Raw genomic sequence first — 24,966 nt, forward strand, 5'->3', positions numbered from 1 at the left:
CTCAGTTGCCGCTCGCCTGGGCCTGCAGCTTGCCGGCCTTGATGTCGGCGGCGACCTGGGCGATCGACTTCTGGTTGAGCGGGGTGTCGAACTGGTTGCGGAAGGTCTGCACGAAGCTGACGCCTTCGACCATCACGTCGAACACCTTCCACTGTGCGCCGTTCTTGCGCAGCAGGTAGTCCACCGGCACCGGTTCGCCGCCCTGGCGCAGGAACTCGCTGGAGACCTTGACGATGGCGCCGCCGCGCAGCGGGGTCTCGGACTTGATCCGGACCTGCAGGCGGGTGTTGAAGTCGAGCAGGGCCGAACCGTAGCGCTGCATCAGGCTGCCGGTCAGCGCGTCGGCGAACAGGCCGACATCGGCGTCGGACGCGCCGCGGCCGTGGGTGCCCAGGACCAGGCGCGCGGCGTAGTCGCGGTCGAACACCTGGTTGAACTCGGTGGTGATGAACTGGCTCAGCGCGGCGCGGTTCTTGCTGAACTCGGCGCGGCGCGATTCCAGGGTCGACAGGATGCGGGTGCTGTTGGCCAGCACCATCGCGCTGGGCGAACCGGCGGCGGGCGCGGCCTGGCCCGGGGCCGCGGTGGCCTGGGCGAACGCGAAGGAGGGAGCGCCGGCGATCAGGGCCGAGGCGAGGACGGTAACGATCAGGGAGCGCTTCATTTCTTGGTCTCGTCGGAGGGGGCGGCTTGTTCGCCCTGGAGGTAATCGGGAACGCCGGCGTCGGCGGGCTTGGCCGCGGCCGCGCCGCCGCCATTGCCGCCTTGTGCGCCACCGCCGCTGAACATGTACTTGCCGACCAGCTGGATCAGGTCGACCGCCGGCTGGGTCAGGAAGATCTTGTCGCCGGGCTTGAGGTTTTCCGGGTCGCCGCCGGGGCTCAGCCCGACATAGCTCTCGCCCAGCAGGCCGCTGGTGAGGATGCCCGCGGAGGTGTCGGCCGACAGCGTGTAGCGCTTGTTGATCGCCAGGGTCACCACCGACTGGTACTTGACCGGGTCGAGCGTGATGTCGGTCACCTGGCCGACCGTGACGCCGCCGATCTTGACCGGCGCGTTCGGGCGCAGCGGGCCGATCGTGGTGAAGTTGGCGGTGATGTTGTAGCTATCGCCGCCGAAACCGAACTTGCCGTTGGTCGAGGCGATCGCCAGCACCAGCAGCGACGCCAGGGCGAGGAGCAGGAATGCGCCGACGGCGAATTCGATGCGGGGACTGCGGATGGACATGGCACCACCTTGGGGATGAAGCCCGCGTGGATCAACGCGGCTGTGGGAACGGTATGCATGGAACGGTGTGGATGCTGCGAAGGGTTTCGGCCCGCGGCAGCGCTGAAGCCCCTCTCCCGCCTGCGGGAGAGGGGTTGGGGTGAGGGCGCGCGCTTCGCGCTGCAACCTCGCCGTGTCCCTCATCCGCCCTGCGGGCACCTTCTCCCGCGAGCGGGAGAAGGGACATCTGAAGGCTTCTCCCGTTTACGGGAGAAGGCATTGCTTATCTGAACAAGAACGCCGACATCACGAAATTGAACATCAGCACCAGCAGCGAGGCGTTCACCACCGCGCGGGTGGTCGCCACCGAGGTGCCTTCGATGGTCGGCTCGGCATGGAAACCGACATAGGCCGCGACCAGCGCCGCGGTCCCGCCGAACACCGCCGACTTCACGAACGCCATCAGGAAGTCGTTGTAGAAATCGACGCTGTCCTTGAGCACCTGCCAGAACGTGCCGGCCTCCAGGCCGATCACGTGGACCGATTCGAAATAGCTCGCGGTGATCGCCAGGCTGCAGAAGAACCCGGTCAGCAGCGGCACGCACAGCACCGCCGCCCAGAACCGCGGCGCCACCGCCTTGCCGATCGGGTCGATCGCCATCAGGCCGAGCGCGGTGATCTGGTCGGTCGCGCGCATCAGGCCCAGTTCGGCCGCGATCGAGCTGCCGGCGCGGCCGATGAACAGCAGCGCGGTCAGCACCGGGCCGAGTTCGCGGTACAGGCCCAGGCCGAGCATGGCGCTGACCTGGTTGGCGGCGCCGTAGGTGTCGAGTGCGCGGTAACCCAATAGCGTTACCGAAAGGCCGACGAACGCACCGCCAACGGCGATGATCGGCAGCGAACGTGCGCCGATCTTGTAGATTTCGCGGATCAGCTCGCGGAAGAAGTCGGCGGTCGGCTTGGACGCGCGCAGCACCGACAGCGAGAACAGGCCGGCGCGGCCGAGCGAGCGGGTGGCTTCGATGAAAGGCATCACGCGGCCTCCGAGGTGCGGGGGGCGGCGTCGAAGCCGATCGGGCCGTCGGGCTCGCCGCGCAGGAACTGGCGCACCAGCGGGTCGGTGCTGTGTTCCAGCTCGGCCGGAGTGCCCGAGAACACGATGCCGCCGTTGGCGATCACGATCGCGTGGTCGGCCACCGGCAAGGTCTCGTGGACGTGGTGAGTGACGATGATGCTGGTCAGGCCGAGGGTGTCGTTGAGGCGGCGGACCAGGCTCATGACCACGCCCGACGCGATCGGGTCGAGCCCGGTCAGCGGTTCGTCGTAGATCATCAGCGGCGGGTCCAGCGCCAGCGCGCGGGCCAGCGCGACCCGGCGGGCCATGCCGCCGGACAGCTCGCGCGGGTAGGCGTCGGCGGCGGCGCGCAGGCCGACCGCGTGCAGCTTCATCAGCACCAGCCGGCGGATCAGCGCGGGCGGCAGCTGGGTGTGCGCGCGCAGCGGCAGGGCCACGTTCTCGGCCGCGGTCAGGTCGGTCAGCAGGCCGTTGCCCTGCAGCAGCACGCCGATGCCCTTGCGCAGTTCGAGCAGGTCGCGCTGGTTCTGCGGCACCGCCTGGCCGAACACTTCGACCGTGCCCGAGGCCGGCGCGAGTTCGCCGGTCAACGCCGACAGCAAGGTCGACTTGCCGCTGCCCGACGGCCCGAGCACCGCGACGATGCTGCCGCGCGGTACCGACAGGTTGATCCCGCGCAACACGCTGCGGCCGCCGCGGTCGAGGCGGAGGTCGGTCAGGCGGACGATGGGCGTTGGCGTCGTCATGCGGGGCGGCGATCCGTGCGGGAATGGGCGAACGGCGGAACCATGGGCCGGTCAGGGCTGCGGACGTAAGCGCCGCGGCCGGTAAGGGCCGGCGAAGCGGCGCAGCTTGGCCCACTGCGGCTGAACGGGGGTGGAGCGTCGGTCATTGTCGCAGCTTAGCCGGCCGGGCTCGTGCCTGTACCGCAACGGGGTGTTCGACCGATGGGGTCGGTGGGTGGGGGCGATGGTGATGGGGGGCGATTAAAACGGTTTTAAGTGGGGGCGTGCTGGCTGAGAGCCAAAGCAAATCCCCCTGCCCCCCTTTTTCAAAGGGACGGGTCGCTGCGCACCCACCGTGCGCGGCTTGTCGGAAGCGCGCCAGTTTCCTGCTTCGTCTGTGCGGCGCAGGCGTTGCAAATACGTCCCGTCCCGTCCCTTTGTAAAAGGAGGACCGTGGGGGATTTGCTTTTGCTCTCCAACCAACCCCCAATCGCCACACCCTCTCCAGGCGTCTTGGCACCCATTCCGGCAAGATGGCGCAATGCCCGCGCGTCCCGATTTCCGTCTCTACCATTCCAATGCGCTGGACGTCCTCGCCGGTCTGCTGGCGCAGGAACTGCGCACGCCCGCGCCCGGGCAGGCGCTGCTGACCCCCGACACCATCCTGATCCCGCAGGTCGCGATGCGCCGCTGGCTGCAGGCGACGCTGGCGCAGGCGTACGGGATCGCGGCCAACCTGGAATTCCTGACCCCGGGCGAATTCGTCCAGCGCGCGCTCGACGCCAACGAACCCGACACCGATCCGGCCGAGCGCGGCGACGATCTCGACGCCGCGGCGATGCGCTGGCGCCTGTACGGCGTGCTGTCGCAGCCGGCGCAGCTGCGCGAACCGGCGCTGGCGCCGCTGCGGGCGTACCTCGATGGCGACGACCCGATCAAGTCGTGGTCGCTGTCGGGCGAACTCGCCTCGCTGTTCGAGAAATACCAGGCCTGGCGCCGCGACTGGCTGCTGGCCTGGGACGCCGGCCGCGACCGCAACGATGCCCAGGCCGCGCTGTGGCGCCGCATCGCCGCCGGCCGCCGCTACCGCGCGCGGCGCATCGACGACTACCTGGGCCGCTTCAACGACGACGGCGGTGAGCGCGGCCCGGCGCAGATCCCGCGCGGGCTGCCCTCGCGCCTGTTCGCCTTCGCCACCCTCAACGTCTCGCCCGACGTGCTGCGGGTGATCGCGACCCAGGCGATCGCCGGCACCCTGCATTTCTATCTGCCGACCCCCACTCGCAAGTACTGGGGCGACCTGGGCACCCTGGCCGAACGCCTGCGCCAGGGCGAGGACGCCGCGTTCGGCGAGGACGACAACCCGCTGCTGCAGGCCTGGGGCACGGCCGGGCGCGACTTCATGGCGGTGCTCGGCGGCTACGAGGTGGTGCATCCCTCCGGCGAGATCGCCGCCTACGCCGATCCGGAAGACAGCCGCCACGACGACCCCTCGCGCGACACCCTGCTGCAACGCCTGCAACGCGACCTGCTGCACCGGCGCGCGCTGCCGGCGACGCCGTGGCGCGCGCAGGTCGACCGTCTCGACGCCAGCGTGCAGGTCCACGCCTGCCACACCCGATTGCGCGAAGTGCAGGTGCTGCACGATCAACTGCAGGGCCTGCTCGACCCGCAGTCCGAACAGGGCCGCCGCTTCGACCCGCCGCTGCAGCCGCGCGAGATCGCGGTGCTCGCGCCCGATATCGACCCGTACGCGCCGCACATCGCCGCGGTGTTCGGCGGCCTGGCCGGGCGGCCGGGCTTCATCCCGTATGCGCTGGCCGACGTCAGCCCGCTCGCGGCCGAGCCGCTGGCTGAAGTGTTCCTGCGCCTGCTCGCATTGCCGGTGTCGCGCTTCGGCCTGGGCGAAGTGCTGGACCTGCTGGCGACGCCGGCGATCGCCGACCAGGCCGGGCTCGACGGCGCCGGCCTGGAACGGCTGCGCCTGTGGCTCGGTCAGGCCGGCGCGCGCTGGGGCATCGACGCGGCCCATCGCAGCCGCCACGACGCGCCCGGCGACGACGCCTACACCTGGGCATTCGCGCTCGATCGCCTGCTGATCGGCCACGCCGCCGGCGACGGCGAGGCCGCCGACAGCCTGGTCGCCGGGATCGCGCCGTACGCCGAACTCGAAGGCGCGTCGCTCGACGCGCTGGATGCGTTGATCCGCCTGCTGCGGGTGCTGGCGCGGTTCGAACGCGGCCTGGCCGCCGAGCTGACGCCCGCGCAATGGGCCGACCGCCTGCTCGGCCTGCTGCGCGCGCTGTTGCCGGAGCGTCCGCGCGACCCCGCCGACCAACGCACCCTCGAACGCCTGCGCAGCCTGATCGAACGCTTCGCCAGCGACGCCGAGCACGCCGACTTCCACGCGACCGTGCCGCCGGAAGTGGTGCGCGCGCATTTCCGCGCGACCCTGGCCGAAGCCGACACCCGCGCGCCGCTGCTGACCGGCGGGGTCAGCTTCGGCCGGATGGTGCCGATGCGGCTGATTCCGTTCCGGGTGATCTGCCTGCTTGGCATGAACGACGGCGATTACCCGCGCCGCGACCCGGCCGGCGGCATGAACCGGCTCGCCGCCGAACTGGGCACCGCCGCGCGCCGCCACGGCGACCGTTCGTTGCGCGACGACGACCGCTTCTTGTTTCTGCAGTTGTTCGCCGCCGCGTCCGACGCGTTCTATCTGAGTTACCTCGGCGCCGATCCGCGCGACGGCAGCGCGCGTGAGCCGTCGACCCTGGTGTCGGAGTTGCTGGATGTCGCCGCGCGCTATCACGCCGACCCGGCGCGCGCGCGCGGCGAGTTCGTGGTGCGCGAACCGCTGCAGCCGTTCGCGCCGGCCGCGTTCGGCGCCGATCCCGACGGCCGCGGCGGCGAGATCGATCCGCGCCGCTTCAGTTATCGCGGCGAATGGCGACCGGCCGCCGACGCCGGCGGCTACGGCCCGCGCACGCAACTCGGCCCGTGGCTGGAGGAGGCGTTGCCGCCGATGCCGGCCGATGTGGACGCGCCGACGCTCGCGTACCAGGACCTGCGCGCGTTCCTGCGCGATCCGCCGAGCGCGTTCCTGCGCCAGCGCCTGGGCCTGCGCCTGCCCGACGAAGTCGAAAGCGGCGAAGACGTCGAACCGCTGGTGCTGCCCGGCCCGGGCCTGATGCGCCAGCAATTGCAGCGCGCGGTGTTCGACGACCTGATCGCCGGCGACGGCCGGATCGATCGCGAACGTTTGCAGGCGAGCCTGCGCGCGCGCGCGCTGCTGCCGACCGGTCCGTTGGGACGGCGCCAGCTCGATGCCTTGCTCGGTCAGGTGCGTCCATACGCGGATGCGTTCGCGCGCTGGCGCGACGGCGAGGGTCAGGTGCTGCCGTTCGAACTCGATCTGGGCGGCACCCAACTGCGTGGCCGGCTCGACGATGTGTATGCCGGTGGATTGGCGCGATTGCGTTTCGACAGCCTGCACGGCCCCTCGCAGATCGCGCATGGTCTGGATTGGCTGGTGCTGTCGGCGCTCGGCGATCCGCGCCCGTTGGCGCAGTTCGCCCACACCACCGAAGGCCCTGGCCCGCATCTGCGCGGCGCGCTGTCGCAGCGCGAGGCCAAGGCGGCGTTGCGCGCCTTGCTGCGTCTGCGCGACTACGGCCTGCGCATGCCGCTGCCGTTCCTGCCGCGCGCGGGTTGGCTGTGGTACGAAGCCGCGGCGCAGGACCCGAACGCCTGGAACAAGGCCGGCTGGAACAAGGCCGAAGCGCAGTGGCACGGCAGCGCGCGCAGTTGGGGCGAGGCGAGTTCGGCCGCGGTGCGGCTGGCGCTGCGCGGACGCGATCCGTTTCTCGATCCCGATTCGGGCGAGCAATTCCGCGACATCGCCAAGTTGGTGTTCGACGCGGTCGTGCATGGTCGCGACGAAGGCGGACAGGCATGAGCGCGGTGCGCGATCCCTTCCTCGACCTGCCGCTCGACGGCCTGCGCCTGATCGAGGCCAGCGCCGGCACCGGCAAGACCTACACCCTGGCGACCTTGGTCACCCGCCTGGTGATCGAACGCGGCCTGCGCATCGGCGACATCCTCGCGGTGACCTTCACCGACGCGGCCACCCAGGAGCTGCGCGAGCGTTTGCGTCGCCGTCTGCTGTTGGCCGCGCGCATCGCCGCCGACGATCCGGCCCTGATCGCCGCGCAAGACGACGGCGAACGCGCGATCACCCGCGAACTGGTGCAAGCGCAGGCCGAGCGCGAAGGCGCCGCGGCGCTGCGCACGCGCCTGCAACGCGCCGCGCGCGAGATCGATCTGGCCGCGGTGGTCACGATTCACGGCTTCTGCGCGCGCGTGCTCGCCGAGCACGCGCTGGAAACCGGCCAGCCGTTCGCCGCGCCGGAGATGATCGGCAGCGAGCGCGAACTGATCGACGAGATCGCGGTTGACCTGTGGCGCGCGTTCGGCAACGACGCCGGCCAGGCCGAACTGCTGTCGCTGCAATGGCCCGGCGGGCCGCGCGCATTGGCATCGGACCTCGGCGCGCTGATGCGCGCGCCGGTGTTGCTGCCTTCCGCGCCAGAGCTGTCGCCCGATCCGTTGCCGGCCTTGCAGGACGCGGCCGAATCCCTGCGGCTTGTGTACGAGCAACACGGCGCGCGCGCGTTCGATGCGATCGAAGCGGCGATGGCGGCCAAGGTGCTCAACGGACAAACCTGGCGCGCGACCTTGCCCGCACAACTGCGGCAAGCGCTGGATCGCTGGTGCGCGAACGGCGATCCGATTGAACCGATCGAACCGCGCATCGACCGGCTGACCCCGGCGGTGCTCACGGAGAAGACCAACAAGGGCAAGCAGGCGCAGACGCCGTCGTCGCCGCTGTTCGTCGCGGTCGAACGCTATCTCGACGTCGCCGCGCAGCGCGCGCAATGGCTGGCGCGGCAGGCGCTGCGCTTGGTCCATGATATCCGCGAGGCCGGACGCGTGCGCCTGGCCGAACTCAAGCGGGTCCGGCGCGTGCAGAGCTTCGACGACTTGATCGCCGATGTCGCGCTGGCGCTCGATGGGCCGCATGGCGAGGCGTTGGCGCAGCGGTTGCGCGAGCAGTACGCGGTGGCGCTGGTCGACGAGTTCCAGGACACCGACGTGCGCCAGTGGCGGATTTTCGAACGCGTGTTCGGCGAAGCGACGGTGCTCGAATCGGGCCTGGGCGAACCCGCGCGGGCCGCCGGCCTGTTCCTGATCGGCGACCCGAAGCAGGCGATCTACGGCTTCCGCGGTGGCGATGTCCACACCTATCTGTCGGCGGCGGCGCTGGCCGAAGCCGCGCCACCGCTGGATCACAACTTCCGTTCGCGGCCCAGCGTGCTGCGCGCGATCTCGGCGCTGTACGCGCAGGCCGGCGACAGCGCCTTCGTCGATGCGCGCATCCGCTTTCGCGAAGTCGCGCCGGGCGGCGCGGTCGCCGATGCCGATCTGCAACGCGACAACGCGATCGCACCGGCATTGACGATCCGGCGTCTGCCGGCGCCCGACGACGAGCGCAAGAAGCCCGAATGGAGCGCGCCCGAATCGCGCGAACTGGCGGTGCGCGCCTGTGTCGCCGCGATTCATGCCTGGTTGCGCGACGCGCGCGAGGGCCGCGCGAGCATCGACGGCCGCGCGCTGCAACCGGGCGATATCGCGGTGCTGGTGCGCAGCCACGACGAAGCCGCGCGCATCCAGCAGGCGTTGATCGCGGCCGGCATCGCCGCGGTCGCGGCCGGCCGGCGCAGCCTGTTCGCGACCGAGCAGGCGATCGAATTGCTGACGGTGTTCGATGCGCTGCTGCATCCCGGCGACGGCGGGCGTCTGCGCGCGGCGTTGGCGACGGTGTTGATCGGCTTGGACGGCGAACGGGTTGCCGCACTCGCGTTGAACGAGGCCGAACAGGCGGCGTGGCAAACGCAGGCGCTGGGTTGGCGCGAGCGCTGGCAGCGGCACGGGCCACTCGCGTTGGTCAGCGACCTGTGCGCCGAACACGCGCCGCGCCTGCTCACGTTGGCCGACGGCGAACGCCGCCTGACCAATCTGCTGCAACTCGGCGAAACCCTGCAGGAAGCCGATACTCGTTCGCTCGGCCTGCACGGTCTGCGCGACTGGCTGCATCTGCGCATCGCCGAGGCCGACGACAGCGACGAAAAACAGCAACTGCGCCTGGAGTCCGATGCGCGCCGCGTGCAGATCCTGACGATGCACAAGAGCAAGGGCCTGGAGTTCGCCCTGGTGTTCCTGCCGTTCGTCGCGATCGGGCGCGAGCCGCGCGGCGGCCGCCTGTGCGAATACCCCGACCCGTTGCACGGCCGCGTATTGCAGGTGCAAAGCGAAGTGTTCGATCCGAACGCGCCCGATTGGGACAGCGCGCGCGAACGCGCGGCGGTCGAAGCGCGTTCGGAAGACGCGCGCCTGCTCTACGTCGGCCTGACCCGCGCGCGCCACGCCTTGTGGCTGGCGAGCGGGCCGCTGTACCTGGCGAACGCGTCGCCGTTGCAGGCGATGCTGGCCGATGCCGACGCGCTCGCGCGCGAACATCCCGGCGAGATCGTCATCGACGACGCGCCGCTCGAACACGCGCCCGCGCCGCTGCCGCCGCCCGCGGCCGGCGCGGTGCCGCCGGCGCGTCGTGCGCGCCACAGCGTGCCGCGCGACTGGTGGGTCTACAGCTTCACCCAGTTGACCAACGAGGACGACGGCGCCGGCCAGGGCGCACTGGTGGCCGACGAGCGCGGCGCCGAAGACGAGCCCGACATCGCCGCGGCCGTGCTCACGCCCGGCGATGCGCGTTACTCCGGCAGCCGTTTCGGCAATGTCGTCCACACCGCGCTGGAACGCGTGGACTTCGGCGCATGGCGCGAATGGAGCGCCGACGCGCCCGCGCCGGACGGCGAAGCCGCGTGGCTGGCCTCGGCGTTGCGCGGCGAGGGCTACACCGACGCCGACATCGACGACGGTATGCCGCTGCTGATTTCGCTGGTCGGCCTGACGCTCACCGCGGCGCTGCCGGAAGGCACGCGCCTGTGCGAACTGCCCGAGCGCGAGCGGCGCAGCGAGATGGAGTTCCATTTCGCTTTGGAGTCGGTGCCGGTCGACCGCTTGCTGGCGACCCTGCACGCGCACGGCTGGTTGCGCGAACGCCAGGCGTTCGGCCTGCGTCGCCGTTTGGAAGGGCTGATGACCGGCAAGATCGATCTGGTCTACGCCTTCGAAGGCCGCTATTACGTGCTCGACTACAAGACCAACCGCCTGCCGTCCTACGATGCGATCCAGGTCGAGCGGGCGATGGGCGAAAGCGAGTACACCCTGCAATCGCTGATCTACACCGTCGCCCTGCACCGCTGGCTGCGCTTCCGCCTCGGCGAGGCGTACGACTACGCGCGCGATTTCGGCGGCGTGCGTTATCTGTTCTGCCGCGGCCTCGACCCTGCCGATCCCGAGGCCGGCCTGTATGCGCACCGACCCGCGCGCGAACTGGTCGACGCGGTCGATGCCTTGTTCGCCGGAGCCGCGACATGAGCCTGCTCGAAGCGCTGCATCGCGAAGGCAGCCTGCGCACGGTCGATCATGCGTTCGCGCAGGCGCTGCGCCGGCTCGACCGCGACACGCCCGACGCGGTGCTCGCCGCCGCCGCGCTGGCCTCGCAGGCGATCGCGCGCGGCCATGCCGCGTTCGATCCGCGCAGTCCGCAGTGGCTCAGCGAAGCGACCACCGACTGGCCCGATCCGGAGCAATGGCTCGCGCTGCTGGCCGATTCGCGCTGGGTCGCCACGCCCGCGCCCGGCATCGCCGCGAGCGCGCATGCGCCGTTGGTGCTCGAACGCGGCCTGCTGTATCTGCGCCGTTATCGCGAGTACGAACGCCGTCTCGCCGACGGCCTGCGTCGGATCGCCGCGTTCGCGCCGCCGCCGACCGACCTGGCCGCGCTGGCGCCGTTGTTCGCCATCCTGTTTCCGAACGCACGCGACGACGACCGCCAGGCGCGCGCGGCCGCCTTGGCCTTGCTGCAATCGCTGCTGCTCGCCACCGGCGGCCCCGGCACCGGCAAGACCACCACGATCGCGCGGGTGCTGCTGCTGTTGATCGCGCAGGCGCGCCTCGACGGCGTCAGCGCGCCGCGCATCGCGCTGGCCGCGCCGACTGGCCGCGCCGCCGAACGCATGGCCGAAAGCCTGCGCGCGGCGGCGTTGCGATTGAGCGCGCTCGACGGCATCGACCCGAGCCTGTGCGAGGCCTTGCCGACCCAGGCCAGCACCTTGCACCGCCTGCTCGGCAGCGTGCCCGACAGCCCGCGCTTCCGTCACGACGCGCGCAATCCGCTGGCGTTCGACGTGATCGTGGTCGACGAAGCCTCGATGGTCGACCTGCCGTTGATGTGCAAACTGGTCGAGGCGGTGCTGGCCGGCGCGCGCCTGATCCTGCTCGGCGACCGCGATCAGCTGCCCTCGGTGGAAGCCGGCGACGTGCTCGCGGCGATCGTCGATGCGGCCGGCGACGACGACGGTCTGCCGGCATCGTTGGCCGATTCCTTGCGACCGCTGCTCGGCGAGATCGCGATCCAGGCCGACCCGGCGCCGTTGAGCGCCTACCGCGTGCATCTGCGTCGCGGCTACCGTCAGGCCGAGAGCCTGGATCTGGCGCCGCTGGCCGAAGCCACCCGCGCCGGCGACGCCGACACCGTGCTGGCCTTGCTGCGCAGCGGGACATTGGCCGGCGTGCAGTTCCACGAAGACATGCACGATCCCTTGGCCGGCGCCGGCCGCGACTGGCTGCTGCCGGCGTGGCGCGCGCTGGCCGCGATCGACGATCCGCTCGAAGCACTGCAGGCCGCCGCGCGGCTGCGCCTGCTGACCGCGCTGCGCGACGGCGGCCAGGGCGCGGCGCCGTTGAACGCGCGCATCGAAGAAGCGCTGGCCGGCGTGCATCGTCCGACGTATTTCCACGGCCGCCTGCTGCTGATCACCGAAAACAGCTATCGCCACGGCCTGTTCAACGGCGACATCGGCATCTGCCTGCGGCCGCGCGACGCCGACGGCCGCGAACTGGCCACCGCGGCGACCGTCGCCTGGTTCGCCGGCGGCAGCGAAGGCGTGCGCCCCTTCCATCCCTCGGCCTTGCCCGCGCACAGCGGCGCGTTCGCGATGACCGTACACAAGGCGCAGGGCTCGGAGTTCGACGCGGTCTGGCTGCAACTGCCGCGCCAGGACGCGCGCCACCTGTCGCGCGAACTGCTCTACACCGGCATGACCCGCGCCCGCCACGAGCTGCACATCGCCGGCAGCGAAGCGGTGCTGCGGCTGGCGCTGTCGCGGCATGCGGCGCGGGTGTCGGGGTTGGCGTGGCGGTTGGCGGAGCGATAGCGACGGTAGTTGCGTAATGGATCAGCAGGGCGCATAGAACCGCGCTCGGGGCTAAGATCGACCATGCTGGTCATGATTGGGCAAGCGAATTGAATGGACGGAGCGCTCTACAACGCGGCGGTCGTGGATTCGCAGGCTGCCAGGCAATGGGATGCACACATCACAAGGGGTGAAAAATGGCGGCAATTCCGAAGAAGGTTTCAGAACGGCTGGTCGCGGGCCTGAAGCGATATCAGCCCATTCTTTCAGCAGCCAAGGCGCGTGATGTCGGTGAAGCCGATACGGTAACCATCATCAAGGACATGTTGGCGGATGTTTTCGGATACGACAAATACTCGGATGTCACCTCCGAGCATTCGATTCGCGGAACGTTCTGCGATCTCGCCATAAAGATCGACAATCAGCTGCAGACGCTGATTGAAGTCAAGGCAATCGGTCTTGAGCTGAAGGATCAGCACGTCAAGCAGGCCATCGACTACGCGGCAAATCAAGGCGTGGATTGGGTGTTGCTCACCAATGGCATCACCTGGCGCGTGTATCACTTGGTCTTCGCCAAGCCGATCGATCAGGAGTTGGTGCTGGAGATCGATTTCTGCGCATTGAGTCCCCGCCTGGAAAGCGATATCGAACTTCTGTATCTGTGGTGCAAGGAAGGCTGGCAACGTTCGATGCTGGGCGAATATCACATTCAGAAGCAGGCGCTGTCGCGCTTCTTCGTGGGGGCGATGCTCCAGACCGATGCGGTGATCGATGTCGTTCGGCGCGAACTCAGGCGTGTGTCGCCGGATGTCCGTATCGACAGCGATCAGATCAGGGATGTATTGATCAAAGAAGTGATCAAGCGCGAGGTGATGGAAGGGGAAAAGGCGGACGAAGCCCGAAAGAAGATCATGAAGGCGGCGAACAAGGCGTTGCGCGCCACCCCGGTCAAGTCCGCAAAGGGCAAGAATGCCGCCGAGGATCAGCCGGCTTCGGATTGATCCGTTGTGTGTCGAACGGTTTGCGGCCGATTCGCTCCGTCCTTGGCAAGGACGGAGCGAACACCTCGACGGTCACTGCATACGTCGAGGCGATTGATTACACCAACGCCGCATCCTCATCGCTCGGCGTATCGTCCTTGCGTTCGACGACCTCCTCGCTACGCTTGACCCCGCGCGCGGGCGCCTTCGCCGCGCGCTTGTCGACCGCCTCGGTGATCGCCTCGATCGCTTCGACCACCGGCACGGCGATGGTGCGCGGTTCGCTGGCCGCTTCCTTCGCCAAACCATGCGCCATCGCCGCTTCGGCTTCTTCGGAGGCCTTGCGGAAGCGCTTGGCGTCCGGGCACAGCACCTGCATGTAGTCGGCGTCGAAGTTCAGGCGTTCGACTAGGAAGTCGACGAACGCGCGCACCTTCGGCGATTGCACCTGGCCGCGCGGGAACACCGCGTTGAACTCGTATTCCGGCCCGGTCCAGCCCGCGAGCACGCGCTGCACGTAGCCTTGTTCGGCGAAGGCCTTGACGGTGACGTCGGCCGCGAGCATCAGCGCTTCGCCGCACAGCAGCGCGCCGCGCAAGGGGCCGGGGTCGTTGGCGACCATGACCGGGTCGATCACGTAATCGACGTTGCGTTCGCCGTCGCTGAGCGTCCACACGTACTCGTTGTTGCGCCGCGACTTGGGCATCGCCAGGGTGCGGTGATGGCGCAGGTCGTCGGGGTGCAGCGGTTCGCCGTGACGGGCGAGGTAGTTCGGGCTGGCGTAGATCTGGGTGCGGAAGATCGCCAGCCGGCGCGCGATCAGGTTGGAGTCGGGCAGCTCGCCCACGCGCAGGGCGACGTCGATGCCCTTGTCGATCATGTCGACGGTTTCGTTGCTCAGGTTCATCTCCACCCGCACTTCCGGATGGCGCGCGTGGAACTCGCCGAGCAGCGGCGCGATCCAGGTGATGCCGACCGAGTACGGCGCGGTGATGCGCAACCAGCCGCGCGGGCCGCCCTGCAATTGGCCGACCGCGCTTTCGGCTTCGGCCAGTTCGCGGGCGATGCGCTGGCAGTGTTCGAAATACAGGTTGCCGGCCTCGGTCAGGCCGAGCTTGCGGGTCGTGCGATGCAGCAGCTGCGCGCCCAGGCGGGTTTCCAGTTCCTGCACCTTGCGGCTGACCGTGGTCTTGGGCAGGCGCAGCGCGCGCGCTGCGGAAATGAAGCTGCCGGCTTCGACCACCTTCACGAAGATCAGGGTGTCGTTGAGATCGTGAGCCATGGGGAATGGCCTCCTTGGTAGAGATCGAAACTAGCGGCGCGAGTCGGCGACGGCTGCGCAGGTTCGCTTCGAAGGCGGAACGAAAGAAAGAGGGTCGATTGCGGGGACGGCGGAGCGGAAGCGGTTACGGCAGCGGCGGCGAGCCGGTGAGTCGACAAGCCAAAGCAGGGGAATCCGGATATCGCGCCGGCGCGGCCGCCGGTTCAATGCAGGGCGATGGATCGCTGTCCGTGGCGTGGCGCCCGCCGGTTCCGACCGGCCTGGTGTGGGGTGACGCGTGTCATCGATGTCCGCTGATCCCGGCCACTGCCGCCGCGGCCTGCGCAGGCCGACAGTGTCGCGGTCGATGGTATCGATGGCTCTGGATCGCCCCGGTTTGCTTCTCGATCCCTTCTGGTTAGGGGGCCGTGCCGGGGCTTTCAAGGGGGTGATCGGGATATTGGACCGTTGCCGGGACAATTATTCCCTTAATCCATGGCTAATCAAGTGCTGTTCCCATCTCTACTCTGTGCCGCAGATCGATGGAGTCCCCCGCCATGTTGACCCCCCGCCAAGCCCGTTTCGCCTTTCTACCTTTGATGCTGGTGGCCATGTCCGCCCTGATCGGGCTGGCCGTGGTCGTTTTCCGACAGGGCCTTTCCCAGGGCCCGGAAGAAGCCTGGATGCTGGCCTGGGTGCTGGCCTTCACCATCGCCCTGCCCGCGGCGATGCTGTTGATGCCGGCGGTCAGCGCCGTGCTCAGCTACTACACCCGGGATGACAAGCGTCACGCGATCATCCCGCGAGTGGGAGAAAAAGTCCCGGGAGCGGGACAATGAAAGCTCCACTGGTTGTACTCGGTGCCACCGGCGGCGTCGGCCGCGGGGTCGTGCAGGCGGCGATCGACAGCGGTCGCCCGGTGATCGCGGTCGCTCGCCAGAACAGCGAACTCAAGGCGCTCAAGGCCGGCTACCCCCACGCCGACCTGACCACGATCGCGGGCTCGGTCAGCAGCGACGCCGCCGGCGCCAAGCTCGCGCGTGCCCTGCGCAAGCTCGACCGGCCGCTGGCGGGCGTGGTCGCCGCGGTCTGCGGCGGCGCCGAGCGCGGCCGCCTGCTCGACAACCCGGCCGACTTCCTGCGCCGCAAGCTCGACGAGGATCTCCTCCCCCACCTCGCCGCGGCGCGCCACCTGTTGCCCTTGCTGGCGCAATACGACCGTGGCGGCACCTACGTGCTGATCGGCGGTCCCGGCAGCGAGCACCCGTGGGCCGGTTACGGCCACCGCTCGATCGGCGCGGCCGCGCTGCGCATGCTCGCGCGCGTGCTGCACGACGAAGCGCGTCAGCTGGCCGTGCGCGTGCAGCTGCTCGCGGTCGACTCGCCGGTGTGCACCGAGTTCAACCAACGCCATTCCTGCCCCGAATGGCCCAGCGCGCTGTCGGTCGGCCAGCGCGTGATGGCGCTGATCGATCACGAAGTCAGCGGCGAGCTGCCGCGCGCGATCGTGCCGTACGCGCTGCGCCAGCCCCCACCGGAACTGCCGCCGCGCAGCGCCGCGCGGCTCCCCCCTTCGCCCGCCAGCGCCCTCGCCAGCCCGCCCCGTCCCGACGCCGATTCGTATTCCACCACTACCAGCCGCACCAGCACGCCCAAGACGATCACGGCCACAACGGCTTCCAGCGATGCGTGTCCGCAAGATCCGGGCAGCCCCGCCGACGAAAAAACGCAACGCTGTCTGCAGGACGCGCGCGCATTGCTCAAGTCGTTGACCACGAATAATCCCAAACAGGAACCCACCCCCCGATGAGCACTCGCAACTCTCCCGCCCGCTCCGGCCGACCCGGCCTCGGGCTCTCGCTGCTCGCGTTGACCGCGAGCGTCGTCATCGCCCTGGCCGCCGTGGGTTGCGGCAGCCAGGCCGCCACCCCCGAAGCCGGCGCGCCGCCGCCGCCGGAAGTCAGCGTCGCCCAGGTGCTGAGCAAGCAGGTGCGCCAGTGGGACGACTTCACCGGCCGCGTCAGCGCGGTGGAATCGGTCGAACTGCGCGCCCGCGTCAGCGGCTACGTCGATCGCGTCGCGTTCAAGGAAGGCCAGGAGGTCAAGAAGGGCGACCTGCTGTTCGTGATCGATCCGCGCCGTTACCGCGCCGAGCTCAACCGCGCCCAGGCCCAGCTGGAACAGGCGCGCGCCGAAGCGCGCCTGGCCCAGACCCAGGACAAGCGCGCGCAGACCCTGGTCGAAGCCAAGGCGATCTCGCGCGAAGAAGCCGAGACCCGCCGCGCCGCCACCACCCAGGGCGACGCCGCGGTGCGCGCGGCCGAAGCCGCGGTGGCCTCGGCGCAGCTGGATCTGACCTTCAGCGAAGTGCGCTCGCCGATCGACGGCCGCGCCGGCCGCGCCATGGTCACCGTCGGCAATCTCGCCACGGCCGACACCACGGTGCTGACCTCGGTGGTGTCGCAGAACCCGATGTACGTCTACTTCGAAAGCGACGAACAGACCTACCTGCGCTACAACGAACTGGCGCGCAAGGGCCAGCGCGAAGGCAACAAGAACCCGGTCCGCATCGGCCTGGCCAGCGAAACCGGCTACCCGCACGAGGGCACGGTCGACTTCACCGACAACCAGGTCGATCCGACCACCGGCACCATCCGCGCCCGCGCGGTGGTCGACAACGCCGACCGCATCTTCACCCAGGGCCTGTTCGCGCGCGTGCAGCTCGAGGGCAGCGCCGAGTTCAAGGCCATGCTGGTCGACGACAAGGCGGTGCTGACCGACCAGGACCGCAAGTACGTGTACGTGCTCGGCGCCAAGAACGAAGCGGTGCGCAAGGACGTGGTGCTCGGCCGCATGATCCAGGGCCTGCGCGTGGTCGAATCGGGCCTGGCGCCGACCGACAAGGTCATCGTCCACGGCGTGCAGAAGGTGTTCTTCCCGGGCATGCCGGTGTCGCCCAAGACCATCGCCATGGGCGCCGCGGCGCCGGTGCCGACGGCGCCGGGCGCGGCGGCCGGGGCTTTGTAACCACCGATGACGGACGCGCCGCGGCTTGAACGCCGCGGCGACGCTCGAACAGCAAGAAACCGCGAAGCCCCACCCCGTCATTCCCGCGAACCCGGGAATCCAGGGCCTTTCGGGCGAGAACGTTTGAAGTCTCTGGATTCCCGCGTTCGCGGGAATGACGGGCCAAAACAAACGCACTCACAAGGTTTCCGTAATCAAGGCCCGCGCCCCCACGGCGCAGGCCGGGGACTCATGCGGCCAAACACCGCACCAAGGAATCCGTCATGGACTTTTCCAAATTTTTCATCGATCGACCGATCTTCGCGGCGGTGCTGTCGATCGTGATCTTCGCCGCCGGCCTGATCGCGATACCGATCCTGCCGATCAGCGAATATCCCGAAGTGGTACCGCCCTCGGTGGTCGTGCGTACCGTGTACCCGGGCGCCAACCCCAAGGTCATCGCCGAGACCGTCGCCACGCCGCTTGAAGAAGCGATCAACGGCGTCGAAGACATGATGTACATCAAGTCGGTCGCCGGTTCCGACGGCGTGCTGGTCACCACCGTGACCTTCCGCCCGGGCACCAACGCCGACGATGCCGCCGTGCGCGTGCAGAACCGGGTCAGCCAGGCGCTGGCGCGACTGCCCGAGGACGTGCGCCGGCAAGGCGTGACCACCCAGAAGCAATCGCCCGTGTTCCTGATGGTGGTGCATCTGACCTCGCCCAACGGCAAGTACGACACCTTGTACCTGCGCAACTACGCCCGCCTGCACGTCAAGGATTCCCTGGCGCGCCTGCGCGGCGTCGGCGACGCGCAGATCTTCGGCGGCGGCGACTACGCGATGCGCGCCTGGCTCGATCCGGACAAGGTCGCCTCGCGCGGCCTGACCGCCGGCGACGTGGTCCGCGCGATGCGCGAGCAGAACGTGCAGGTCTCGGCCGGCCAGCTCGGCGCCGAGCCGATCGCCAAGAGCGACTTCCTGACCCTGATCAACGCCCAGGGCCGCCTGCGCAGCGAGAAGGAGTTCGGCGACATCGTGCTCAAGAGCGGCGCCGGCGGCGAGATCGTGCGCCTGTCCGACGTCGCCCGCCTGGAACTGGGCGCCGGCGACTACAGCCTGCGCTCGCAACTCGACGGCAAGAACGCGGTCGGCATCGGTATCTTCCAGGCGCCGGGCGCGAACGCGCTCGACATCCAGGAGCAGGTGATCGCGAACATGGATCGCATCGCCAAGAGCTTCCCGGAAGGCATCAAGTACGAAGCGGTGTACGACACGACCATCTTCGTGCGCGACTCGATCAAGGCGGTGGTCTCGACCCTGCTGGAAGCGATCTTGCTGGTGGTGCTGGTGGTGATCTTGTTCCTGCAGACCTGGCGCGCGTCGATCATTCCCTTGATCGCGGTGCCGGTCTCGATCGTCGGTACCTTCGCCGCGTTGTACCTGCTGGGCTTCTCGATCAACACCCTGAGCCTGTTCGGCCTGGTGCTGGCGATCGGCATCGTGGTCGACGACGCGATCGTGGTGGTGGAAAACGTCGAACGCAACATCGAGGAAGGCCTGAGCCCGCTGGAAGCGGCGCACCAGGCGATGAAGGAAGTGTCCGGCCCGATCGTCGCGATCGCGCTGGTGCTGTGCGCGGTGTTCGTGCCGATGGCGTTCCTGTCGGGCGTGACCGGCCAGTTCTACAAGCAGTTCGCGGTGACCATCGCCATCTCCACGGTGATCTCGGCGATCAACTCGCTGACCCTGTCGCCGGCCCTGGCCGCGCGTCTGCTCAAGCCGCACGGTGCGCCTAAGGATGCGCCGACGCGTCTGATCGACCGTCTGTTCGGTTGGCTGTTCCGTCCGTTCAACCGGTTCTTCGCCTCCAGTTCCGAGAAGTACCAGCGCTCGGTCTCGGGCATCCTCGGCAAGCGCGGCGCGGTGTTCGTGGTGTACGCGGTGCTGCTGGTCGCGACCGGCTTCATGTTCAAGATCGTGCCGGCCGGCTTCATCCCGCTGCAGGACAAGCTGTACCTGATCGCCGCGGTGAAGCTGCCGGAAGGCTCGTCGATCTCGCGCACCGATGAACTGCTGCGCAAGGTCACCGACGTCGCGATGAAGACCGAGGGCGTGCAGCACTCGATCGCCTTCCCGGGCTTGAACGCGGTGCAGTTCACCAACACGCCCAACACCGGCGTGGCGTTCCTGCCGCTCAAGCCGTTCTCCGAGCGCAGCCGCAGCGCGGTGGAGATCACCTCCGAGATCAACCAGAAGATCGCCGGTTTCCAGGAAGGCTTCACCTTCGCGCTGATGCCGCCGCCGATCCTCGGCCTGGGCAACGGCGCGGGCTACCAGATGTTCATCGAGGACCGCAGCAACCTGGGTTACGGCGCGCTGCAGACCGCGGTCAGCTCGTTCCAGGGCACGATCATGCAGACCCCGGGCATGGGCTACGCCAACAGCACCTACCAGGCCAACGTCCCGCAGCTCGACGCCGAAGTCGACCGGGTCAAGGCCAAGGCGCAGGGCGTGCCGCTGACCGAGTTGTTCGACACCCTGCAGACCTACCTGGGTTCGGCCTACGTCAACGACTTCAACCAGTTCGGCCGTACCTGGCAGGTGATCGCCCAGGCCGACGGTTCGTTCCGCGACAACGTCGAGGACATCGCCAACCTGCGCACCCGCAACGACCGCGGCGAGATGGTGCCGATCGGTTCGATGGTCAGCATCAAGCAGACCTTCGGTCCCGACCCGGTGCTGCGCTACAACGGCTACCCGGCCGCCGACATCGCCGGCGACGTCGATCCGCGCGTGATGTCCTCGGCGCAGGCCATGGACGTGGTCAAGGACGTGGCCGCCAAGGTGCTGCCGCACGGCATGGAAATCGAATGGACCGACCTGAGCTACCAGCAGGCCAGCCAGGGCAATGCCGCGTTGATCGTGTTCCCGCTCGCCATCCTGCTCGCGTTCCTGGTGCTGGCGGCGCTGTACGAAAGCTGGACCTTGCCGCTGGCGGTGATCCTGATCGTGCCGATGTGCATGCTGTCGGCGCTGATCGGCGTCAAGCTGACCGGTGGCGACAACAACGTGTTCGTGCAGGTCGGCTTGGTGGTGTTGATGGGCCTGGCGTGCAAGAACGCGATCCTAATCGTCGAGTTCGCCCGCGAACTGGAACTGCAGGGCAAGGGCATCGTCGAAGCCGCGCTGGAATCGTGCCGCCTGCGTCTGCGTCCGATCGTGATGACCTCAATCGCCTTCATCGCGGGCACCGTGCCGCTGGTGCTGTCGCACGGCGCCGGCGCGGAAGTCCGCTCGGTCACCGGCATCACCGTGTTCGCCGGCATGTTGGGCGTGACCCTGTTCGGTCTGTTCCTGACCCCGGTGTTCTACGTCGCCCTGCGCAAGATGGTCGGCACCAAGCTGGTCTCGCACGGCGACCACCACAACGCTTCGGAGAAAGTCCATGCGTAATTTCAAACTCCCCGCGATCGCCGTGCTGACGCTCGCACTGGCCGCCTGCGCCGTCGGTCCGGACTATGTCCGGCCGACCCTGGCCACGCCGGACGCGTTCGCCCGCAGCGACGCCGATGCGGGCACCGACGGCACCGCCGCGCCCGAACCCGACGCCGAGTTCTGGCGCGGGTTCAACGATCCGCTGCTGACCCGGCTGGTCGAGGAATCGCTGACCGCCAACCACGACCTGCGCATCGCCCTGGCCAATTACGACCGCGCCAATGCGCTGCTGCGCGGCGCCAAGTTCGACCGTTTCCCGACCATCACCGGCAGCGCCAGCGGCAGCGATTCGCGTTCGAGCTCCGACCAGATGCCGGGCGTGTCCAACGGCGGCCGCGACAACGAAAGCTACAGCGCGCAGGCCAACGTGAGCTGGGAGCTCGATCTGTTCGGCCGCGTGCGCCGCAACGTCGAGTCCGAGCGCGCCGAAACCTGGGCCAGCGCGGCCGATCTGCAGGCGATGCAGGTGTCGATCGTCGGCGAAGTGGCGCGCAGCTATGTCGAGCTGCGCGGCCTGCAGGAACGTTTGCGGGTCGCGCGCGAGAACGCCGAGAATCAGACCGAGACCCTGCGACTGGTGCAGGCGCGCTTCGACGCCGGCCGCGGCACCGAGTTCGACACCTCGCGTGCGCGTGCGCAGCTCGAGGCGACCTTGGCCCGCGTGCCCAACCTGGAGGCGCAGGTCGCGGTGACCGAGCATCGCCTCGCGGTGCTGACCGGGCAGACGCCCGACGCGCTGATCGCCGAACTCGATCAGGCGGTGGCGTTGCCGTCGCTGCCGCAGCGCCTCGACGCCGCCACCCCGGGCGAACTGCTGCGCCGTCGTCCCGACGTCGCCGCGGCTGAGCACCGCCTGCACGCGGCCACCGCGCGCATCGGCGTGGCCACCGCCGATCTGTTCCCGCGCTTCACCCTGAGCGGCCTGATCGGTTCGCAGGCGATCGACACCAGCGCCTTGTTCGAACGCGCCAGCGAAACGCGTTTGGTCGCGCTCGGCATCGACTGGTCATTCCTCGACATCGGCCGGGTGCGTTCGCGCATCAAGGCGGCCGATGCGAGCGCCGAAGGCGAGCTGGCGCGCTACCAGCAGAGCGTGTTGCTGGCGCTGGAAGACACCGAGAACGCGCTGGTGCGCTATGCCCGCGCGCGGGTCGAGGACCAGCACCTGGAGCGCGCGTCGCAGGACAGCCTCAAGGCCGCGCAACTCGCGCGCGTGCGTTACGAGGCCGGCGCCGCCGACCTGTTCGAAGTGCTCGACGCCGAACGCACCCAGTTGCAGGCGCAGGACGCCTTCGCCGACGGCCGCACCCGCAGCGTCACCGGTGCGATCGCGCTGTACAAGGCGATGGCCGGCGGCTGGCCGGGCCGCGAGCCGGTGCGGGAGGGGGTGGCGCGTAACTGATTGGTCGGGAATTGGGAATTGGGAGTCGGGAATCGGTTAGCGGTTGCGACGCATCGGATGGTTTGCGATCTACCGATTCCTGAGGACGGGGATTCGCGACCGTTGCGAGGATGAGCGCTTTGCTTTATCGACTCCCGATTCTCGATTCCCCATTCCCGGCTCCACCTCTTGACCGACGACCCACGGCCACGGCGACGCTCGCTCCCCCTCTCTTTCGCCGTGGCCGTCGTCGGTCCTTTTCATTGCAATCGAAGTGCGCGAGACGGTGCGGAAAGTAGCTGATGCGCGGTCGTTTTCGATGACCTGGGTGTTCGCATCGCACCGCGCTGTCCCCGCGGCTTCACCCCCACCCGACGGACCGGTCGCGATGCCATCGCGGCGTGGTACTGGGTTCCGCTGCCTGCGGACCGTTGGATGCGCGACCTGGTAGCGCGCATCCGGCGGCAGGCGGAACGGCCGGTTCGTCGGTTTCTGTTTTGAGCCGGGCGCTGTTCGCCGTTACCGGCGAACAGCCAATCCCCACGCCGCGCGCTTGTCCCGCGCTTCGTCCCTGGAGCGCCAATCCCTTTTCGAACGCAATCGCGCCCGTCCGCCGGCGTCAGTGCCGGTTACGCATCGCCGACCAAGCCCGATCTTTCGCGCGCGGCGGATTCGCCGTCCGCTCAAGCGCCGACCTGAGCCACCCAATGCTCGAGGTTGTAGTAATTGGTGACCCGCTGGATCTTGCCGTCGCGAATCTCGAAGAACGCGCCGCCGGGCAGTTCATAGCGCTGGCCGCGCGCTTCCGGCAAACCGGCGTCGGTGACCAGGTACTCGCCATGCACCACATACTCCGCCGACGCGCGGGTTCCATCGGGCGACACCATCACCACGATGTCGCGCAGCTGTTCGCGGTAATGCCGCGCCATGCGTTGCAGAAACGCGGCGAACGCCTCCAGTCCGGTTTCGCGCGCGCCCTGGTTGAGATCGTGGACGACCTGCGGGCCGAGCGTGGCGAGCATGCCGTCCCAATCGGCGCGATTGAATGCGGCGTAATAGGACAACACCAGTTCGGTGGCGCGGTCATGGCTGCGGGTGCCGTCGATCTTCATGGGCTGGGTCCTGCGGGATGGGGCGGGGCGGGGACATGATGGCGCATTCGGGTGGTGGCGAGAATGTTGGTGGGGTTGGTCGGGATTGATGCGGGCGCGGCGCTCTGGGGCATGGCCGAAGTCGGGAAAGCCTAGTCCCACGCATCTTCAGGCCGTCATTCCCGCGAAGGCGGGAATCCAGAGCCTTCAGCGTCATCTCACCAGGTCGTCATTCCCGCGAAAGCGGGAATCCAGCGACTTCAAGCGTTCTCGCACGAAAGGCACTGGATTCCCGCTTTCGCGGGAATGACGATCTGAAAGAGGCGTCGCATGTGGCGTATCTAGCCGTCCACAACCATCACATCAACATCAACATCAAAACCAAAACCAAAACCAAAACCAAGGCCAAGGCCAAAGCCAAAGCCAAAGCCAAAGCCAAAGCCACGACCACCGACCACACAATCCCCAACCGCCCAAAGAAAAGGCCCGCACCAGGCGGGCCTTTCCACATCAAGCGAACCGAATCAAACGAACCGATCTCGCCAGCAAGCCCACCGGGTCATCGGGTCATCGGGTCACCGGCAAGCGCGCATCGGCAACCTCAAATCCGCACCATCGATCGCTGCCGCTGACGCAGCAGGCTGATCGTCAGCACCGCCGCCAGCAGCGCGGTGGTGACCACGAAGATGCCCACGCCCAGGTAGCCGCCGCTGACGCCGCCGGCGACCAGCGACGCGCGCGCTTCGTTCGGCACGAAGCTGGCCGCGAGCATGCCGGTGTAGTGCATGCCGCACACCGCCACGCCCATGACCAGCGCGCTGCCGAGCATCTGGCCCCAGCCGCGCAGGTTGAACGCGAGCCACAGCGCCACGATCGAGGCGACGATCGCGATCCCGGCCGAGGCCATCACCAGGGTGCTGTTGTAGACCGTATCGGCCGGCATCAGCATCGCCGACATGCCGGCGTAGTGCATGCCGGTCACGCCCAGGCCCATCAGCACGCCGGCGATGATCAACTTGCCCCAGTTGAACAGCCCGGTGCCGGCGATGGCCAGGCCGGCCATGCACGACACCACCGCGATCACCGCCGAGCCCAGCGTGATCGGCAGGTCGTAGGTCACTTCCACGTTCATCTGGCAAGCGAGCATGGCGATGAAATGCATCGCCCAGATCGCGCCGCCGCCCATCGCGATGCCGGCCGCGGCGACCGCGCGCCAGCGATGCGTCGAACTGGTCGCGTTCGGAATCGCGATCGCCAGTTGCAGGGCGGTGAACGAGCCCAGCACCGAGACGACGTAGGACAGGATGACCAGCAACGGGTCATGGATGCATTGAATGGCTGGATCGTGCGGCATGGCGAACCCC

General features: G+C 68.6%; 16 protein-coding genes and 1 pseudogene. 10 read left to right on the forward strand and 7 right to left on the reverse strand.

Going from position 1 to position 24,966, the window contains the following annotated elements:
• Position 1: 1 nt before the first annotated feature.
• From KME82_RS00425 to KME82_RS00440, 4 genes are all read right to left on the reverse strand, one after another.
• A complete protein-coding gene (locus KME82_RS00425; RefSeq protein WP_215496778.1) occupies positions 2-664 on the reverse strand; it encodes an MlaC/ttg2D family ABC transporter substrate-binding protein in 663 nt (220 codons plus the stop codon).
• Positions 661-1,227: an outer membrane lipid asymmetry maintenance protein MlaD gene (gene mlaD / locus KME82_RS00430; RefSeq protein ID WP_215496779.1), complete on the reverse strand. Its 567-nt coding sequence runs from the start codon at positions 1,225-1,227 to the stop codon at positions 661-663. Before mlaD ends, KME82_RS00425 begins: the two co-directional genes overlap by 4 nt.
• 262 nt (positions 1,228-1,489) lie before the next feature.
• Positions 1,490-2,239: an MlaE family lipid ABC transporter permease subunit gene (locus KME82_RS00435; protein WP_215496780.1), complete on the reverse strand. Its 750-nt coding sequence runs from the start codon at positions 2,237-2,239 to the stop codon at positions 1,490-1,492.
• Positions 2,239-3,027: an ABC transporter ATP-binding protein gene (locus KME82_RS00440; protein WP_215496781.1), complete on the reverse strand. Its 789-nt coding sequence runs from the start codon at positions 3,025-3,027 to the stop codon at positions 2,239-2,241. The genes KME82_RS00435 and KME82_RS00440 overlap by 1 nt, the downstream gene beginning before the upstream one ends.
• 520 nt (positions 3,028-3,547) lie before the next feature.
• Between KME82_RS00440 and recC the strand changes: the two genes are divergently transcribed.
• The 4 genes from recC to KME82_RS00460 all read left to right on the forward strand — a co-directional run bounded on the left by recC (position 3,548) and on the right by KME82_RS00460 (position 13,387).
• Positions 3,548-6,964 carry an exodeoxyribonuclease V subunit gamma gene (gene recC / locus KME82_RS00445; protein WP_215496782.1) on the forward strand — a complete coding sequence of 1,139 codons (3,417 nt, stop codon included), beginning with the start codon at positions 3,548-3,550 and terminating at the stop codon, positions 6,962-6,964.
• A complete protein-coding gene (gene recB, locus KME82_RS00450; RefSeq protein WP_215496783.1) occupies positions 6,961-10,566 on the forward strand; it encodes an exodeoxyribonuclease V subunit beta in 3,606 nt (1,201 codons plus the stop codon). The genes recC and recB overlap by 4 nt, the downstream gene beginning before the upstream one ends.
• Positions 10,563-12,407, forward strand: coding sequence for an exodeoxyribonuclease V subunit alpha (recD, locus tag KME82_RS00455; protein WP_215496784.1), 1,845 nt, complete (start codon positions 10,563-10,565; stop codon positions 12,405-12,407). The genes recB and recD overlap by 4 nt, the downstream gene beginning before the upstream one ends.
• A gap of 176 nt (positions 12,408-12,583) precedes the next feature.
• A complete protein-coding gene (locus tag KME82_RS00460; protein WP_215496785.1) occupies positions 12,584-13,387 on the forward strand; it encodes a type I restriction enzyme HsdR N-terminal domain-containing protein in 804 nt (267 codons plus the stop codon).
• A gap of 301 nt (positions 13,388-13,688) precedes the next feature.
• Here KME82_RS00460 and KME82_RS00465 read toward each other — a convergent pair.
• Positions 13,689-14,648: pseudogene (locus KME82_RS00465) on the reverse strand (LysR substrate-binding domain-containing protein); the annotation flags it as partial.
• Between the two features lie 536 nt (positions 14,649-15,184).
• On the opposite strand from KME82_RS00465, the gene KME82_RS00470 reads away from it, so the two are divergent.
• From KME82_RS00470 to KME82_RS00490, 5 genes are all read left to right on the forward strand, one after another.
• Complete coding sequence (locus KME82_RS00470; protein ID WP_215496787.1) at positions 15,185-15,466, forward strand: DUF2798 domain-containing protein; 282 nt, start codon at positions 15,185-15,187, stop codon at positions 15,464-15,466.
• Positions 15,463-16,437 (forward strand): SDR family NAD(P)-dependent oxidoreductase, encoded by a 975-nt coding sequence (locus tag KME82_RS00475; RefSeq protein WP_215496788.1) that lies wholly within the window; start codon positions 15,463-15,465, stop codon positions 16,435-16,437. The genes KME82_RS00470 and KME82_RS00475 overlap by 4 nt, the downstream gene beginning before the upstream one ends.
• Positions 16,434-17,654, forward strand: coding sequence for an efflux RND transporter periplasmic adaptor subunit (locus KME82_RS00480; RefSeq protein WP_215496789.1), 1,221 nt, complete (start codon positions 16,434-16,436; stop codon positions 17,652-17,654). Before KME82_RS00475 ends, KME82_RS00480 begins: the two co-directional genes overlap by 4 nt.
• 263 nt (positions 17,655-17,917) lie before the next feature.
• Positions 17,918-21,088 (forward strand): efflux RND transporter permease subunit, encoded by a 3,171-nt coding sequence (locus KME82_RS00485; protein WP_215496790.1) that lies wholly within the window; start codon positions 17,918-17,920, stop codon positions 21,086-21,088.
• Positions 21,081-22,532, forward strand: a complete 1,452-nt coding sequence (locus tag KME82_RS00490; RefSeq protein ID WP_215496791.1) for an efflux transporter outer membrane subunit — start codon at positions 21,081-21,083, stop codon at positions 22,530-22,532. The genes KME82_RS00485 and KME82_RS00490 overlap by 8 nt, the downstream gene beginning before the upstream one ends.
• A gap of 662 nt (positions 22,533-23,194) precedes the next feature.
• On the opposite strand, the gene KME82_RS00495 is transcribed toward KME82_RS00490, so the two are convergent.
• Positions 23,195-23,623: a ketosteroid isomerase-related protein gene (locus KME82_RS00495; protein ID WP_215496792.1), complete on the reverse strand. Its 429-nt coding sequence runs from the start codon at positions 23,621-23,623 to the stop codon at positions 23,195-23,197.
• 311 nt (positions 23,624-23,934) lie between these two features.
• On the opposite strand from KME82_RS00495, the gene KME82_RS00500 reads away from it, so the two are divergent.
• Positions 23,935-24,234, forward strand: coding sequence for a hypothetical protein (locus tag KME82_RS00500; RefSeq protein ID WP_215496793.1), 300 nt, complete (start codon positions 23,935-23,937; stop codon positions 24,232-24,234).
• On the opposite strand, the gene KME82_RS00505 is transcribed toward KME82_RS00500, so the two are convergent.
• Positions 24,204-24,956 carry an MHYT domain-containing protein gene (locus KME82_RS00505; RefSeq protein WP_215496794.1) on the reverse strand — a complete coding sequence of 251 codons (753 nt, stop codon included), beginning with the start codon at positions 24,954-24,956 and terminating at the stop codon, positions 24,204-24,206. The genes KME82_RS00500 and KME82_RS00505 overlap by 31 nt on opposite strands.
• Positions 24,957-24,966 lie beyond the last annotated feature (10 nt).

The sequence above is a fragment of the Lysobacter capsici genome, assembly GCF_018732085.1.
GTDB lineage: Bacteria > Pseudomonadota > Gammaproteobacteria > Xanthomonadales > Xanthomonadaceae > Lysobacter > Lysobacter capsici_A.